This is a genomic window from Streptomyces taklimakanensis (genome assembly GCF_009709575.1).
GTDB classification, from domain to species: domain Bacteria; phylum Actinomycetota; class Actinomycetes; order Streptomycetales; family Streptomycetaceae; genus Streptomyces; species Streptomyces taklimakanensis.
The window spans coordinates 3,448,819-3,463,098 of the sequence record NZ_WIXO01000001.1 but is presented as its reverse complement, the minus strand read 5'-3'; the positions used below and the strand labels follow the sequence as shown (position 1 = coordinate 3,463,098).

The following is a 14,280-nucleotide window of genomic DNA, read 5'->3' as shown; positions in this document are numbered from 1 at the left end:
GCGGCGGTGGGGCCCCGACGGAACTCCGTCCGCGGTCCGGGGCGTTCTCCTGTCGTACGGGACGGGAAAAGCGGGCAGACCCCCAGCGGACGGCAGGAACGACCGTACCGGTGACCGATCGGGAGAGGACCGGATGGTGTACGGACCGACGACCGGGGCGACCCGCCCCTCGCGCGCCTCCAAAGCGATGGCCGCGGGAGTGCTGATGCTCTCCTGGGTGGCCCTGCTGTGGCTGCTGGAGGCGTTCGACGTCGCCACCGGCCACTCCCTGGACACCTACGGCATCTCGCCGCGCGAGACCGAGGAGCTGGCCGACGTCGTGCCGGCGGCGTTCCTCCACTTCGGCTGGGACCACGTCGCGGCCAACAGTCTGCCGCTGCTCGTCCTGGGGTTCCTGGCGGCCGTGCGCGGCATCGCCCGCTTCCTGGCCGTCTGCCTGACCATCATCGTCGTCAGCGGCGCCGGCGTCTGGTTGACCGCGCCGGACAACTCGCTCACGGCGGGCGCCTCGGGCGTGGTGTTCGGCCTCTTCGGCTATCTGCTGGTGCGCGGCTTCGTCGACCGGGACGCACTGGACATAACGGTCGGCATCACCGTCGTGCTGGTCTACGGCTCGATCCTGTGGGGTGTGCTGCCCACCGCCGAGGGCGTCTCGTGGCAGGGACACCTCTTCGGGCTGATCGGCGGGGTGCTGGCGGCGTTCTGGTTCCGCCGCTCGGTGCCGGCCGGGCGGTTCCGGCAGCCGATCCCCTGACCCGCCCCCCGAACCGGGGGTCGGCGGCGTCCTCCGGCGGCAGGACCCGAGGCGGTGGGCCCCGAGGCGGTGGGGTTCAGGGCGTCAGCCCGCGGACCACCAGGTCGACGAGCGCGCACCCGAACAGGGCCATTCCGATGAAGCCGTTGACGGTGAAGAACGCCCGGTTCAGTCGGGACAGATCGCCGGGCCGCACGATGGAGTGCTCGTAGCCGAACGCCGCCGCCACGATCGCCAGGCCCACCCAGTACGCCGCCCCGGCCTCCGTCAGCGCCCCGTACCAGCCCAGCAGCGCCACGGTGACGACGTGGCTGCCGCGCGCCCCGTACAGCGCCCCGGCGATGCCGAAGCGCGCCGGCACCGACCGCACCCCGTGGGCCCGGTCGGCGGCCACGTCCTGGCAGGCGTAGATCAGGTCGAAGCCGCCGATCCAGACGCCGACCGCCGCTCCGAGGACCACCGCCTCCCACGACCACGTCCCGGTGACCGCGATCCAGGCGCCCACGGGCCCGATGGCCTGGGCGAGTCCGAGGATGGCGTGGGGGAAGTCGGTGAACCGCTTCCCGTAGGGGTAGACCACCATCGGCACCACCGCGAGCGGCGCCAGCGCCAGGCACAGCGGGTTGAGCAGTGCCGCCGCACCGAGGAAGACGGCCAGGGCGATCAGCGCGCCGGTCCACGCGGTGCGCACCGACACCGTCCCGGTGACGAGTTCCCGGCCCGCGGTGCGCGGATTGCGCGCGTCGATCTCCCGGTCGATGATCCGGTTGGCGGCCATGGCGAAGGTGCGCATGCCCACCATCGCGACGGTGACCAGCAGCAGGTCCCACCAGTGGACGGTTCCGTCGTCGAGGAACATCGCGGTGAGCGAGGCGATGTAGGCGAAGGGCAGGGCGAAGATCGAGTGCTCGATCATCACCAGCCGCAGGAACGCCCTGACCCTGCCCACGTCCGGGGCCGGCTGTGGCCCGGCGACGCCTTCCGCCGCGGCGCTCACAGCCCGTACTCCCGCCAGCGGCGGGTGACCTTCTCGGCCGTGTCCGGGTCGGAGAGCACCATGTTCGGCCAGCCGCCGTCGCGGGTGTAGCCCTCCTCGGGCCACTTGGCGGTGGCGTCGATGCCCGCCTTGCCCCCCCAGAACTGCTGGTAGGAGGCGTGGTCGAGGTGGTCGACCGGTCCTTCGGTGAGCAGCAGGTCGCGGGCGTAGTCGGTGTTGCCCAGGGCCCGCCAGGCGACCTCGTGCAGATCGTGGACGTCGCAGTCGGCGTCCACCACGACGATCAGCTTGGTCAGCGACATCATGTGCGCGCCCCAGATCGCCGACATCACCTTCTGCGCGTGCTTGGGGTACTTCTTGTCGATCGAGACGATCGCGCAGTTGTGGAAGCCACCCGCCTCCGGCAGGTGGTAGTCCACGATGTCCGGCACGATGATCTTCAGCAGCGGCAGGAAGAACCGCTCCGTGGCCCGTCCCAGCGGACCGTCCTCCGTCGGCGGGCGGCCCACCACGATCGACTGGAAGACCGGTCGCCTGCGCATGGTGACGCAGTCGATGGTCAGCGCCGGGAAGTCCTCCTGGGGCGTGTAGAAGCCGGTGTGGTCGCCGAAGGGCCCCTCCGGAAGCATCTTCCCCGGTTCCAGCCAGCCCTCCAGCACCACCTCGGCACGGGCCGGGACCTGGAGCGGCACCGTCTTGCAGTCCACCATCTCCACCCGCCTCCCCTGGAGGAAACCGGCGAAGAGGTACTCGTCGATGTCGCCGGGCAACGGCGCGGTGGAGGCGTAGGTGACGGCGGGCGGACAGCCGAAGGCGATGGCCACCGGCAACCGCTCGCCGCGCCGCGCGGCCACCTGGTAGTGGTTGCGGCTGTCCTTGTGGATCTGCCAGTGCATCCCGATGGTGCGCCGGTCGTGGCGCTGGAGCCGGTACAGGCCCAGGTTGCGGATGCCGGTCTCGGGGTCCTTGGTGTGGGTCAGGCCCAGGTTGAAGAACGAGCCGCCGTCCTCGGGCCAGGTGAACAGCGCGGGCAGCTTCTCCAGGTCGACGTCGTCGCCGGTGAGGACCACGTCCTGGACGGGTGCCTCCTTGACCTTCCTCGGCGGCACGTGCGCCATCGAACCGAGCTTGCCGAACGCCTCCCGGACCCCGACGAAGCCGTGCGGCAGCTCCGGCCTCAGCAGTCCGCCGATCTTCTCGCCGATCTCGTCGTAGGAGGCCAGGCCCAGCGCCTTGAGCAACCTGCGGTCGGTGCCGTAGACGTTCATCGCCAGCGGGAGGTCGGTGCCGCGGACGTTCTCGAAGAGCAGGGCCGGACCGCCGGACTTCTGGACCCGGTCGACGATCTCCCCCACTTCCAGGTGGGGGTCCACCTCGGCCTTGACCCGGACGAGGTCACCGTCGCGCTCCAGGGCCCGCAGCAGCGAGCGGAGATCGTCGTATGCCATGTGGGCAAGTATCCGACACCGATTACCCTGGGCGTGTCACGGGGCCGTACTCCGGCTCCAACCCGGCGGTCCCGGGCCGCAGGCCGCGGGGGCGACACCCGCCGCACGACCGCTTCCAGGGAGCGTTGCCCATGCTCAGGATTCTTCCGACCGTTCTGCTCCTGGCGGTGTGGGTCTACGCCTTCATCGACTGCCTGAACACCCCCGAGAACGAGACCCGCAAACTGCCGAAACTGGCGTGGGTGTTCGTCATCCTGCTCTTCGGCTCGGTGCTGGTCGGCCCCATCGCCTGGTTCGTGGTCGGACGTCCGCGCAAGAACGCTCCCTACGGAGCCGTGCGGCCCGCCGAGCGCCGCTGGGTCGCGCCGGACGACAATCCCGAGTTCCTGAAGTCCATCAACGAGCGCGGGCGGAACCCCGAGCGGCCGGAGTCGGAACCGGAGCAGCGGCAGGAGCCGGAGCGGGAGCCTCGGGCCGGTGACGACGCGTCGCGCGATGGCGAGAAGCGGAACGAGGGCGGGGCCAAGGAGCACGACAAGGGGAACGGCGGGCCGGAGGATCCCCCGCCCGCCGCCTCCTGAGGAACGCGCCTCCTTCGGCCCCCGCTCCCCGGACGTGACCGGCCCCGCCGGTCACACCCCGCCGTAGGAGTGCAGGCCGTCGAAGAAGACGTTGACGCCGTAGTAGTTGAACAGGAAGCAGAGGAAGGCGATCAGCGCCAGGTACGCCGCCCTGCGCCCCTTCCACCCCGCCGTGGCACGGGCGTGCAGGTAGGCGGCGTAGCCGACCCAGGTGATGAAGGACCAGGTCTCCTTGGGGTCCCAGCCCCAGTAGCGGCCCCAGGCGTTCTCGGCCCAGATCGCGCCCGCGATGATGGTGAAGGTCCAGAAGGGGAAGACGGCGGCGTTGATGCGGTACGCGAAGCCGTCCAGGGAGGCCGCGCTGGGCAGCCGCTCCAGCACCGAGGAGGCGAAGGCGTTCGGCTTCCCGCCCGCCTCCAGCTTGGCCTCGTAACGGTCCCGGAACAGGTACAGCAAGGTGGAGACCGCGCCGATGTAGAACAGCGCGCCGCAGACGATCGCCAGCGAGACGTGGATCCACATCCAGTACGAGTCCAGCGCCGGAACGAGCTGGTCGCTCTCGGTGTAGAAGACCACGATGGCCAGACCGAGGTCGAGCAGCACGGTGGTGACCAGCGGCAGGCCGATCCACCGGACGTTCTTCCTCGCGATCAGGAAGCCGAGGTAGGCGCCGACGGCGACCATCGAGAAGGCCGTCGAGAACTCGTACATGTTGCCCCAGGGGGCCCGCTGCACCGACAGGGCGCGGGTGAGCACCGCGCCGAAGTGCAGCAGGAACGCCAGGACGGTGAGGGAGACGGCGATCCGGCCGTACAGATCGCCCCGCTCGTCCCCGCCCGCGGCGCCCGGACCGTCCGGCACCCCGGCCCGGCGGCCCGGGGCGGACCGGGTGACGACCTTCGGCCTCTCCAGCACGTCGGTGCCGCCGGAGGTCCGCACGGTGACGGAGACCCCGGCACCGGCGGTCTCCTTCCCCGCGGTGCTCCTCGTGGTGTTCCCCGCGGTGTTGTTCGCGGTGTTGTTCGCGGTGAGCGCGGTGGCCGTGCGGGCCACCCTGCTGCGGCTGCCGAACACCCATTCCACGATGTGCGCGACGAAGGCCAGGGCGTAGACGGCCATCGCCGACTTGATCAACAGGTTGCTGAACTCGGCGAGGCTCTCGTTCGCTGCGACGGCGATGTCCACTGGGTTCACTCGGTCTCTCCTCGTGACGAGGGTCCGGCGCCTTCGGTGGCGTCCGGTGCGTCTGTGGTCTCCCCCGTGGTCCCTCCGGCGGGCGCCTTGGAATCGGCCCCTCCGGCTCCGTCCGCGCCGGGACCGTCGGGCCTCGGTTCCTCCGCCTCCGGCGCCTCCCGGGCGTCCCGGGCGTCCCGTTCCGCGGCGGGTGGCGCGGCGTCCTGGAGCGCGACGGCCAGGTCGCCCAGCTCCTCGGGGAGCCGCGCGGACTCGCTGCGGCCCAGTCCGGCCATCTCCACCACGGTGGTGCCGTCCGCGCCGCGCCGGGCGCGGACCCACACCCGGCGGCGCCGGACGAACAGCGAGCCGGCCAGTCCGAGCACGGCGGCGGTGGCGCCGGCCAGCGCCCAGCCCTCGCCGGGTTCCTGGGAGATCTGGAAGCTGGCCCACTGCTCGACGCGGTCGAACGTCAACGTGCCCGCTCCGTTCGGCAGGTCGATCGACTCGCCGGGGCGCAGGTCGGCGCGGAACAGGTCCCCGTCCTCCGCCTTGAACTGCTCCATCTTGTCGGTGTCGAGCTGGTAGACGTTCTGCGGGAGGCCCGAGTCGACGCCCAGGTCGCCGTGGAAGGCGTTGAGGGAGAGCACCGGATAGTCCAACTCGGGGAACGTCGAGTGCGGTCCGCGCTCGGCGTCGATCCCGTAGGTGGGCGTGAAGATGCCCTGGAAGCCGAGCTGTTCCCGCTCGCCGTCCCGGTTCCGGTAGTCGGTGACCTTGATGACGCCCGTGGACGTCAGCCCCAGGCTCTCCTGCGGCAGGAAGGGGACCGGGCCCCGGTACGCCACCTCGCCCTGTCCGTCGGTGACGGTGACGACCGGCGCGTAGCCGTGGCCGACGAGGTAGACCTTGGAGTCGCCGACCTCCAGCGGGTGGTTGACCTCGATGGTGGTCTTCTTCTCCGCCCCGTCCGCGCCCTCCCAGTACGAGACGTCGGCGCGGAAGGTGCGCGCGGTGCCGCGCTGCGGTCCGGTGCGCTCGAAGGAGGCGTGGAAGTCGTCCAGCCGGAAGCCGAAGACGTCCATGTCGGCGGTGTCGTACAGCGTGCCCGAGGTGAAGTCGTCGTACTGCACGAGCGTGTTGGAGAAGCCGTCGCCCTCCACGATGAGCTTGCCGCCCTCGGAGTTCCACAGCTGTCCCGCGGCGAAGGCGAGCAGCATCACGATCAGCGAAACGTGGAAGACGAGGTTCCCGACCTCGCGCAGATACCCCTTCTCGGCGGCGACCGAGCCGCCGGGGCCGGCGCCGGTGGTCCCGGCGGGCTCCTCGACCCGGTCCGTGCGGAAGCGTCGTCCGCGCAGCAGCGTCCGCGCCGCCTCCAGCACCCGCTCCGGTTCGGCGTCGGTGCGCCAGGTGGTGTGGACGGGCATCCGGGTCAGTCGGCCCGGGGCGCGCGGCGGTCGGGAGCGGAGCTGGACGACGAACTGCCGGCTCCGCGGGACGATGCAGCCGATGAGCGAGACGAACAGCAGGATGTAGATCGCGGAGAACCACACCGAGCTGTAGACGTCGAAGAGCTGGAGCTTGTCGTAGACCTCCGCCAGGGTCTCGTTCCGCCGTCTGAACTCCCGTACGGCGAAGGGGTCCGAGCCGTTCTGCGGGACCAGCGATCCGGGGACGGCGGCGAGCGAGAGCAGGAACAGCAGGATCAGCGCGACCCGCATCGAGGTGAGCTGCCGCCAGAACCAGCGGGCCCAGCCCACCGGGCCCAGGGCGGGGACGTCGGCCGCGGAGTCCTCGCGGGGGGCCGTGGAGATCCGGGTGCCGGCCTCCTGGTCCTCGGCCTTCTCGGTGTTCTCGGCATTGGCTGTGGGCATGTCAGATCCCTACGGTGAAACTGCCGGTCCAGGCGAGGAGCTCGGTGAGCACCAGGTCCCAGACCCCGGTGAGCATCAGGACGCCCAGCGCGATCAGCATGCCTCCGCCGATCCTCATGACCCAGACGTAGTGCCGCTTGACCCAGGAGAAGGCGCCGAGCGCCCGCCGGAAGGCGACCGCGGTGAGCACCAGCGGCAGCCCCAGGCCCAGGCAGTAGACGGTGGTCAACAGCGCGCCCCTGCCCGCGCTCGCCTCGTTGAAGGACAGCGCGTTGACGGCGGTCAGCGTGGGCCCCAGACAGGGCGTCCAGCCGACCCCGAAGAGCACGCCGAGCAGGGGTGCGCCGGCCAGCCCCACGGCCGGTCTGCGGTGGAACCGGAACTCGCGCTGCCCCACCCCCCCGAGCAGGCCCATGAAGAGCAGGCCCATCACGACCAGCAACACGCCCAGGATCCGCCCCAGCACCTCCTGGTGGGCCAGGAGCGTCCGCCCGAAGTACCCGAAGAGCGCGCCGCCCGAGACGAACACCGCGGTGAACCCCACGACGAACAGCGAGGAGCCGAGCACCATCCGCCACCGCCGGGCCTCCGCCAGGTCGGCTCCGCCGATCCCTGTGACGTACGACAGGTAGCCGGGGATCAGGGGCAGCACACAGGGCGAGAAGAACGACACCAGTCCGGCCACCAGCGCGACGGGGACCGCCAGGAGCAGCCCGCCGGAGAAGACGGTCTCGTTGACGCCCGTGACGGAGGCGAGGTGGAGCATCCCCCTCACTTCTCCTTGATCAGGGGTTCGAGGATGGAGCGCAGTTCCTCCTCGCCGAGCGGCTTGAGGGCCCGCGCGGCGATCCTCCCGTCACGGTCGATGAAGAGCGTCGAGGGGATGGCCTGGGGGTTGAGGCTGCCCTTGGGGAAGCGCAGGAGGAGCTTTCCCGAGGGGTCGTACAGGCTGGGGTAGGGGACCCCGTAGTCGTCCTCGAACCGCTGGGCCGGAACCCGGTCGAGGTCACGGGTGTTGATCCCGACGAACCGCACCCCCTGGTCCTCGGTCTCCTTCGCCACCTTCACCAGGTGGGGCATCTCGGCGCGACAGGGCGGGCACCACGACCCCCACACGTTGACGACCAGGACGTCGCCCCGGTAGTCGGCCGTGCTCAGCCGCTCGCCGTCCACCGTCTCGCCGGAGAGCACCGGGGCGGGTTCGCGTTCCCCGGGCTCCACCTCGGTGACCGCGCCCGTCCCGGCCACGTAGTTCTTGCCGGAACCGCCGTCGGCCGGTGCCGCGTCCTCACCGCCGCACCCCGCCAGGAGCAACGCGCCCACCACCGCGGCGGCCACGGCCGCGGACGGTCGGGGACGGCGGCGGGGTCCGGTAGCGCGAAGAATCATGTGAAAAGTTTCCCATGCTCCTTCCGCGGTTCGTTCCCCACCCCCGACCGATACCGGACACCATGCGGCGGACCTGCTGTTTTCCGCCCGGTACGTGAGCCGTTTCACCGCTTCGACGTCCACCGCGGCACGCACCGGGCCGGCCCCGCCGCGCGGCCCGGTCAGGCTCCGAACGCCTTGCTCCTGCCCTTGACCGGCTTCGCCCCGGCCCGCAGGTGGGGCGGCACGAGGTCACGGGCCGGCTCGGTGTAGCCGACGGAGACGATCCGGTCGCCGACGAAGGTGAAGGTCGTCAGCGACGCCAGGGTGCACTGACGCCTGCGCGGGTCGTGCCAGAGGCGGCGGCGCTCGACGAAGCTGCGCACGATCCAGATCGGGAGCTGGTGGCTGACGCACACCGCCTCGTGGCCGCGGGCGGCGTCCCGGGCGGCCTGGAGCGCGGACATCATCCGCACCACCTGGTCGATGTACGGCTCGCCCCACGACGGCCGGAAGGGGTTGCGCAGGTGCGGCCAGTTGGCGATCCGTCGCAGCGCCCCGTCGCCGACGCCGAAGGTCTTGCCCTGGAAGACGTTGTCCGCCTCGATCAGCCGCGCGTCGGCGGCCACGTCCAGACCGTGCGCCTTGGCGATCGGGTCGGCGGTCTCCTGGGCTCGCTCCAACGGGGAGGCGACGACGTGGGTGACGTCGCGCTCGGCCAGGTGTTCGGCGACCCGCTCGGCCATCCGGCGCCCCAGGTCGGAGAGGTGGTAGCCGGGGAGACGGCCGTAGAGGATGCCCTTGGGGTTCTCCACCTCGCCGTGCCGCATGAGGTGGACGACGGTCCGCTGTCCGCCGCCGTGCTGCTCCCGCTCGCCCGCGGTCTCCCGGGTGACCGTCACGTCCGCCGGGTCCGTCATCCCCGCCGGGTCGTCGACGTCCCTCGCGCCCTCGGTGACTCTCGCGTCCGTCATGCCCCGGCCTCCCCGGGGGCGGCGGCCCGGGCGGCGGCGCGCGCGGCGGAGGGCAGGGCGGCGGCGATCCGCTCGATCGCCCCGCCGTCGAGCGCGGTGGAGACGAACCACGCCTCGAAGGCCGAGGGCGGCAGGTAGACGCCCTGGGCGAGCATCTCGTGGAAGAAGGCGGTGAAGCGGAACGACTCCTGCCGTTTGGCGGCGGCGTAGTCCACCACGTCCTCGTCGGTGAAGAAGACGGAGAACATGCTCCCCGCCCGCTGGATCCGGTGCGCCACGCCCTCCTTGGCCAGTGCCTCGGTCACCAGGGAGCGGACCTCGGCGGAGACGGCGTCCAGCGTCCGGTACGCCGCGTCGTCCAGCAGCCTCAGCTGCGCCAGACCGGCGGCGGTGGCGACCGGGTTCCCCGAGAGGGTGCCCGCCTGGTAGACGGCGCCGGCGGGGGCGAGGTGGGCCATCACGTCGGCCCGACCGCCGAAGGCCGCGGCCGGGAAGCCGCCGCCCATCACCTTGCCGAAGGTCATCAGGTCCGGCACGACGCCGTCGATGCCGTACCACCCCTCCTTCGAGACCCGGAAGCCGGTCATCACCTCGTCGGAGACGTACAGGGCGCCGTGGCGCTCGCACAGCTCCTTCAGCCCGGCGTTGAAGCCCTCGCGCGGCGGCACGACACCCATGTTGCCCGGCGACGCCTCGGTGATCACGCAGGCGATCTCGTCCGGGTGCGCCTCGAACGCGGCGGCCACGGCCGCCAGGTCGTTGTAGGGCAGCACCAGGGTGTCGCCGGCCTGCGCGCCCGTCACACCGGGGGTGTCGGGCAGGCCGAAGGTGGCCACCCCCGAGCCGGCCGCGGCCAGCAGGGCGTCGACGTGTCCGTGGTAGCAGCCGGCGAACTTGACCACCTTGGCGCGTCCGGTGAAGCCGCGCGCCAGCCGGATCGCGGACATCGTGGCCTCGGTGCCGGAGGAGACCAGCCTCACCTGGTCCACGGGAGCGACGCGGGCGACGATCTCCTCGGCCAGTTCCACCTCGCCCGCGCCGGGTGTCCCGAAGGACGTGCCGCGCTCGACCGCCGCCCGGACCGCCTCGGTCACGACGGGGTGGGCGTGCCCCAGGATCATCGGACCCCACGAGCACACCAGGTCGACGTACTCGCGGCCGTCGGCGTCGGTGAGGTACGGGCCGGACCCGGAGACCATGAAGCGGGGAGTGCCTCCCACGGCCCCGAAGGCGCGCACCGGAGAGTTCACGCCCCCCGGTGTCACAACGGCGGCGCGGTCGTACAGCGACTGCGATACTGGTGCTTCGTACGGATAGCTCACGCAAGCCATGGTCTCAGAGCTTCGCGCGCATGTGCGGCCGGGCGTTTCACGGCTCGCCAGACGGGGAGGTCTTGGGAAGTCTCTGAGACGATGATCTGGTTGCGCGGCGGGGGCCGCGAATGGTCGGGTGGTGACATGCAGCGCGGTGGCGGACTTGGCGAGGGCACGGGGGACCTGGGGCCGCGCCCCAGGCGCGCGCGGGGCCGACACCGGCGTGAGGCGGCTCGCGAGGTGCCCGGGACGCCCGAGGTGTCCGAGACCGCGGAGCCGGCGGAAGTGGCGGAGACGAGGAGCGGCAAGGGTGGCCGGTTGGCCGTGACCTACAAGTACTTCGGCGCGCCGGACGGCGCCACCGCCGCCCGGGTGCCCATCTCGATGCGCCCGGAGGAGCTCGGCGGCGACGAACTGGGACACGGCATGTTCACCAGGATCAAGCCGGAGACGATGGCCGCGATGGTCCTCACCGGCATAGAGGGCATACCCCTGCACAGGGTGCCCCCGCTGGAACTGGTCGTGCTCCACTCCGACTACGCGGTGGTCAAGCTCCCCATGGCCGTCGTCGATCCGCTGCGCGGCATCGGCGAGGAGTCGGTGGGTGCCGCCGCCTTCATCTGGTCCACCGTCCCCGACCGGGGCGGCCCGCGCGACGCGTTCGACGTCTACCGGCTCCTGCACGAGTGGCAGGACTTCTCGCACCGTCTCCACGAGGCGGGCCACCAGCCGTACTGCCTGGTCTGGCCCTGACGGCCCGAGGGTGCCTCCGGGTGGCCTCCGTCCGGACCACCGCGATGTGATCGGGACGTGATCGGGGCGCCGGGTGCCTGGTCGGAGCCGTGTCGATCACGCGGGCGCCGCGGTGCGGACGACCCGGTCGGGGAACTTCCCGGAGCGCTCCGGACCTATCCTGCGAGCGACACAGGACCGTCCATCCCGAAGGGGCCCGCCCATGACCTCCCCCGCCGAGCAGCCGGCCGAGCAGACCACCGCTCCCACCGCCGTCGTCACCGGCGCCGGCAGCGGGATCGGTGCCGCCACCGCGCGCCGGCTGGCCGCCGCCGGCTACCGGACCGTGCTCGCCGCCCGCCGCGCCGAGCGGATCGAAGCCCTGGCCGACGAGCTGACCGGGGCCGGGCACCCGGCCGAACCGTACGCCCTGGACGTCACCGACCGGGCCGCCGTGGACGCCTTCGCCGACCGGCTCGGCCCCCTCGCCCCCGGCAGCGTGCTGGTCAACAACGCGGGCGGCGCCCTGGGGCTGGATCCGGTGGCCACCGGCGACCCGGCCGACTGGCGGGCGATGTACGAGGTCAACGTCCTGGGCGTGCTCAACATGACGCAGGCCCTGCTCCCGGCGCTGACCGCCTCCGGCGACGGCACGGTCCTCGTGCTCTCCTCCACCGCCGGCCACGGCACCTACGAGGGCGGGGCGGGATACGTCGCCGCCAAGCACGGCGCCCACGTCCTGGCCGAGACCCTGCGGCTGGAGGTGTGCGGGCAGCCCGTCCGCGTCATCGAGATCGCGCCGGGCATGGTGCGCACCGAGGAGTTCTCCCTCACCCGCTTCCGCGGGGACGCCGAGAAGGCGGCGAAGGTCTACGAGGGCGTCGCCGAACCGCTGACGGCCGAGGACGTGGCCGACACCGTCGTCTGGGCCGTGACCCGCCCGTCACACGTCAACGTCGACCTGCTGGTCGTCCGGCCCCGGGCGCAGGCGTCCAACACCAAGGTGCACCGCGAGCGCTGAGCCGCAGCGGCACCGGAACGTCCGGGCGCCCGCCCCCGCGGGGACGGGCGCCCGGACGCTCGCGGCGTTCACGAGCCGCGCGGGCTCACAGCCGCTCGGGCGTGCGGATGCCCAGCAGCGCCATGCCCTGGTGCAGGGTGCGGGCGGTCAGGTCGCACAGGAACAGCCGGTTCTCCACCGTCGCCGCGTCCTCGGCCTTCAACACCGGGCACTGGTCGTAGAACGTGGTGTAGTGCGAGGCCAACCCGTACAGGTAGGCGGCCAGCTTGTGCGGCTCGTACGTCTCGGCCACGCCCGCCAGGGTCTCGGCGAACTCGTCCAGGTGCAGGCCCAGCGTCCGCTCCGCCGGCTGGAGCGACAGCTCCGGGTGCGGCACCGGCCTCGCGTCGCCCGCCTTGCGCAGGATGGACTGGATCCGGGCGTAGGCGTACTGGAGGTAGACACTGGTGTCGCCGTTGAGCGAGACCATCCGGTCCAGGTCGAAGACGTAGTCGCGGGACATCGACGTCGACAGGTCCGCGTACTTCACCGCGCCGATGCCCACCTGGCCGCCGCGCTCGGCGATCTCCTCCTCGGTGAGCTCCAGCCCGCCCTGCTCGGCCTTCTCGCGCACCACGGCCGTGGCCCGCTCCACGGCCTCGCCCAGCAGGTCCACCAGCCGGACCGTCTCGCCCTCACGGGTCTTGAACGGCTTGCCGTCCTTGCCCAGCACCGTGCCGAACGCCAACTGCCGCGCGGCGCCCTCGGGCAGCCAGCCGGCCCGGCGCGCGGTCTCGAAGACCATCTTGAAGTGCAGCGCCTGCCGGGCGTCCACCACGTACAGCAGGGTGTCGGCGCCCAGCTTCCCCACCCGGTCGCGGATGGCGGCCAGATCGGTGGCGGCGTAGCCGAAACCGCCGTTGGACTTCTGCACGATCAGCGGGACGGGCTTGCCGTCGGGGCCCTTGACGTCGTCGAAGAACACGCACAGCGCGCCCTCGGAGCGGACGGCCACCCCGCTCTCCTCCAGCTCCTTCACGACCTGCTGGAGGTCGTCGTTGTACGCGCTCTCGCCGACCACGTCCTCGTCGCGGATCTCCACGTCGAGCTGGTCGTAGACCGCGTGGAAGTAGATCATCGACTCGCCGACGATCCTCCGCCACGCCTCCAGCGTGCGCTCGTCGCCGCTCTGGAGCAGCACCACCCGGTCCCGGGCCCGCTGCTTGAACTCCTCGTCGGAGTCGAACAGCGCCCGCGACGCCTTGTAGAGCCGGTTCAGGCGGGACATCGCGGCCTCGCCCGAGTCACCGGAGCCACCGGCGGCGCCCGGGGCCTCCCCGCCGTGGTCCAACTCGTGCGGGTGCTCCTCCAGGTACTGGATGAGCATGCCGAACTGGGTGCCCCAGTCGCCGATGTGGTGGCGCCGGATCACCGTCTCGCCCCGGTGCTCCAGGATCTTCACGACCGCGTCGCCGATCACCGTGGAGCGCAGGTGCCCCACGTGCATCTCCTTGGCCACGTTGGGCTGGGAGTAGTCGATCACCGTGGTGCCCGGCTGCTCCGCGTACGGCACGCCCAGCCGCTCGTCGGCGGCCCGCGCCGCCAGGTTCCGGACGATCGCCGCGTCGGCGACGGTGATGTTGAGGAAGCCCGGTCCGGAGACCTCGATCCGCGCGATCTCGTCCGACGACGGCATCGCCTCGACGACCTTCGTCGCCAGCTCCCGCGGGTTGCCCTTGAGCTTCTTGGCCAGCGCCAGCATCCCGTTGGCCTGGAAGTCCGCCCGATCGCTCCGTCGCAGCAGCGGGTCCGCCGACGCGGCCTCCGGCAGGGATGCCGAGAGGGCGTCCGCGACACGCTGGTGGACGGTGGCGGCAAGGGAGGGGACCGAGGCCATGAAGGAGTGCCGTTCCTCTGAGTGGGGTTTTCGGATCGGTCCAGTATCCCACGCGGCCGACGGCCGAGGCGCGCGGATATCACGGGCACGGGGCCCGCCGCACGTCTGAAACAATGGAACCGTCATCGGAACCGTCATCCCGGACACCGCCGGTTCGGCGCCCGGG

The 14,280-nt window shown here is 71.8% G+C and carries 13 protein-coding genes; 4 read left to right on the top strand and 9 right to left on the bottom strand.

The genetic code is table 11. The features are described from left to right. Window positions 1-133: 133 nt before the first annotated feature. Entirely contained in the window at window positions 134-754 is a 621-nt protein-coding gene (locus F0L17_RS15345; RefSeq protein ID WP_155071526.1) for a rhomboid family intramembrane serine protease, read from the top strand. A 76-nt stretch (window positions 755-830) separates the two neighbouring features. On the opposite strand, the gene mqnP is transcribed toward F0L17_RS15345, so the two are convergent. Then, entirely contained in the window at window positions 831-1,751 is a 921-nt protein-coding gene (mqnP, locus tag F0L17_RS15340) for a menaquinone biosynthesis prenyltransferase MqnP (RefSeq protein WP_162466234.1), read from the bottom strand. After that, entirely contained in the window at window positions 1,748-3,199 is a 1,452-nt protein-coding gene (locus F0L17_RS15335) for a menaquinone biosynthesis decarboxylase (RefSeq protein ID WP_155071525.1), read from the bottom strand. The genes mqnP and F0L17_RS15335 overlap by 4 nt, the downstream gene beginning before the upstream one ends. Before the next feature lie 131 nt (window positions 3,200-3,330). Here F0L17_RS15335 and F0L17_RS15330 point away from each other — a divergent pair, with 131 nt between their 5' ends. Next, a complete protein-coding gene (locus F0L17_RS15330) occupies window positions 3,331-3,780 on the top strand; it encodes a PLD nuclease N-terminal domain-containing protein (RefSeq protein WP_155071524.1) in 450 nt (149 codons plus the stop codon). A gap of 51 nt (window positions 3,781-3,831) precedes the next feature. On the opposite strand, the gene ccsB is transcribed toward F0L17_RS15330, so the two are convergent. The 6 genes from ccsB to hemL form a co-directional block, all read right to left on the bottom strand. After that, window positions 3,832-4,965 (bottom strand): c-type cytochrome biogenesis protein CcsB, encoded by a 1,134-nt coding sequence (gene ccsB / locus F0L17_RS15325; RefSeq protein WP_162466827.1) that lies wholly within the window; start codon window positions 4,963-4,965, stop codon window positions 3,832-3,834. Between the two features lie 5 nt (window positions 4,966-4,970). After that, complete coding sequence (resB, locus tag F0L17_RS15320) at window positions 4,971-6,830, bottom strand: cytochrome c biogenesis protein ResB (protein ID WP_155071523.1); 1,860 nt, start codon at window positions 6,828-6,830, stop codon at window positions 4,971-4,973. Window position 6,831: 1 nt separating this feature from the next. Next, window positions 6,832-7,596 (bottom strand): cytochrome c biogenesis CcdA family protein, encoded by a 765-nt coding sequence (locus F0L17_RS15315; RefSeq protein ID WP_155071522.1) that lies wholly within the window; start codon window positions 7,594-7,596, stop codon window positions 6,832-6,834. 5 nt (window positions 7,597-7,601) lie between these two features. After that, window positions 7,602-8,219 (bottom strand): TlpA family protein disulfide reductase, encoded by a 618-nt coding sequence (locus F0L17_RS15310; protein WP_155071521.1) that lies wholly within the window; start codon window positions 8,217-8,219, stop codon window positions 7,602-7,604. A 161-nt stretch (window positions 8,220-8,380) separates the two neighbouring features. Beyond that, a complete protein-coding gene (locus F0L17_RS15305) occupies window positions 8,381-9,028 on the bottom strand; it encodes a histidine phosphatase family protein (RefSeq protein WP_238420611.1) in 648 nt (215 codons plus the stop codon). A 140-nt stretch (window positions 9,029-9,168) separates the two neighbouring features. Continuing rightward, the gene (hemL, locus tag F0L17_RS15300) at window positions 9,169-10,503 is read right to left on the bottom strand and encodes a glutamate-1-semialdehyde 2,1-aminomutase (protein WP_155071520.1); all 1,335 of its coding nucleotides are present in this window, start codon (window positions 10,501-10,503) and stop codon (window positions 9,169-9,171) included. A gap of 126 nt (window positions 10,504-10,629) precedes the next feature. Here hemL and F0L17_RS15295 point away from each other — a divergent pair, with 126 nt between their 5' ends. Together F0L17_RS15295 and F0L17_RS15290 are read left to right on the top strand one after the other, a co-directional pair. Further along, on the top strand, window positions 10,630-11,238 hold the full coding sequence (locus tag F0L17_RS15295) for a hypothetical protein (RefSeq protein ID WP_155073676.1): 609 nt from the start codon (window positions 10,630-10,632) through the stop codon (window positions 11,236-11,238). Between the two features lie 202 nt (window positions 11,239-11,440). Further along, window positions 11,441-12,238, top strand: coding sequence for an SDR family NAD(P)-dependent oxidoreductase (locus F0L17_RS15290; RefSeq protein ID WP_155071519.1), 798 nt, complete (start codon window positions 11,441-11,443; stop codon window positions 12,236-12,238). Between the two features lie 85 nt (window positions 12,239-12,323). On the opposite strand, the gene argS is transcribed toward F0L17_RS15290, so the two are convergent. Beyond that, window positions 12,324-14,114 carry an arginine--tRNA ligase gene (gene argS / locus F0L17_RS15285; RefSeq protein WP_155071518.1) on the bottom strand — a complete coding sequence of 597 codons (1,791 nt, stop codon included), beginning with the start codon at window positions 14,112-14,114 and terminating at the stop codon, window positions 12,324-12,326. Window positions 14,115-14,280 lie beyond the last annotated feature (166 nt).

What these genes read in the sequence shown, in the direction of transcription:
- F0L17_RS15345 (WP_155071526.1), top strand. Translation starts at nt 134, where the DNA reads ATGGTGTACGGACCGACGACCGGGGCGACCCGCCCCTCGCGCGCCTCC.
- F0L17_RS15335 (WP_155071525.1), bottom strand. Translation starts at nt 3,199, where the DNA reads ATGGCATACGACGATCTCCGCTCGCTGCTGCGGGCCCTGGAGCGCGAC.
- F0L17_RS15330 (WP_155071524.1), top strand. Translation starts at nt 3,331, where the DNA reads ATGCTCAGGATTCTTCCGACCGTTCTGCTCCTGGCGGTGTGGGTCTAC.
- resB (WP_155071523.1), bottom strand. Translation starts at nt 6,830, where the DNA reads ATGCCCACAGCCAATGCCGAGAACACCGAGAAGGCCGAGGACCAGGAG.
- F0L17_RS15315 (WP_155071522.1), bottom strand. Translation starts at nt 7,596, where the DNA reads ATGCTCCACCTCGCCTCCGTCACGGGCGTCAACGAGACCGTCTTCTCC.
- F0L17_RS15310 (WP_155071521.1), bottom strand. Translation starts at nt 8,219, where the DNA reads ATGATTCTTCGCGCTACCGGACCCCGCCGCCGTCCCCGACCGTCCGCG.
- F0L17_RS15305 (WP_238420611.1), bottom strand. Translation starts at nt 9,028, where the DNA reads ATGCGGCACGGCGAGGTGGAGAACCCCAAGGGCATCCTCTACGGCCGT.
- hemL (WP_155071520.1), bottom strand. Translation starts at nt 10,503, where the DNA reads ATGGCTTGCGTGAGCTATCCGTACGAAGCACCAGTATCGCAGTCGCTG.
- F0L17_RS15295 (WP_155073676.1), top strand. Translation starts at nt 10,630, where the DNA reads ATGCAGCGCGGTGGCGGACTTGGCGAGGGCACGGGGGACCTGGGGCCG.
- F0L17_RS15290 (WP_155071519.1), top strand. Translation starts at nt 11,441, where the DNA reads ATGACCTCCCCCGCCGAGCAGCCGGCCGAGCAGACCACCGCTCCCACC.
- argS (WP_155071518.1), bottom strand. Translation starts at nt 14,114, where the DNA reads ATGGCCTCGGTCCCCTCCCTTGCCGCCACCGTCCACCAGCGTGTCGCG.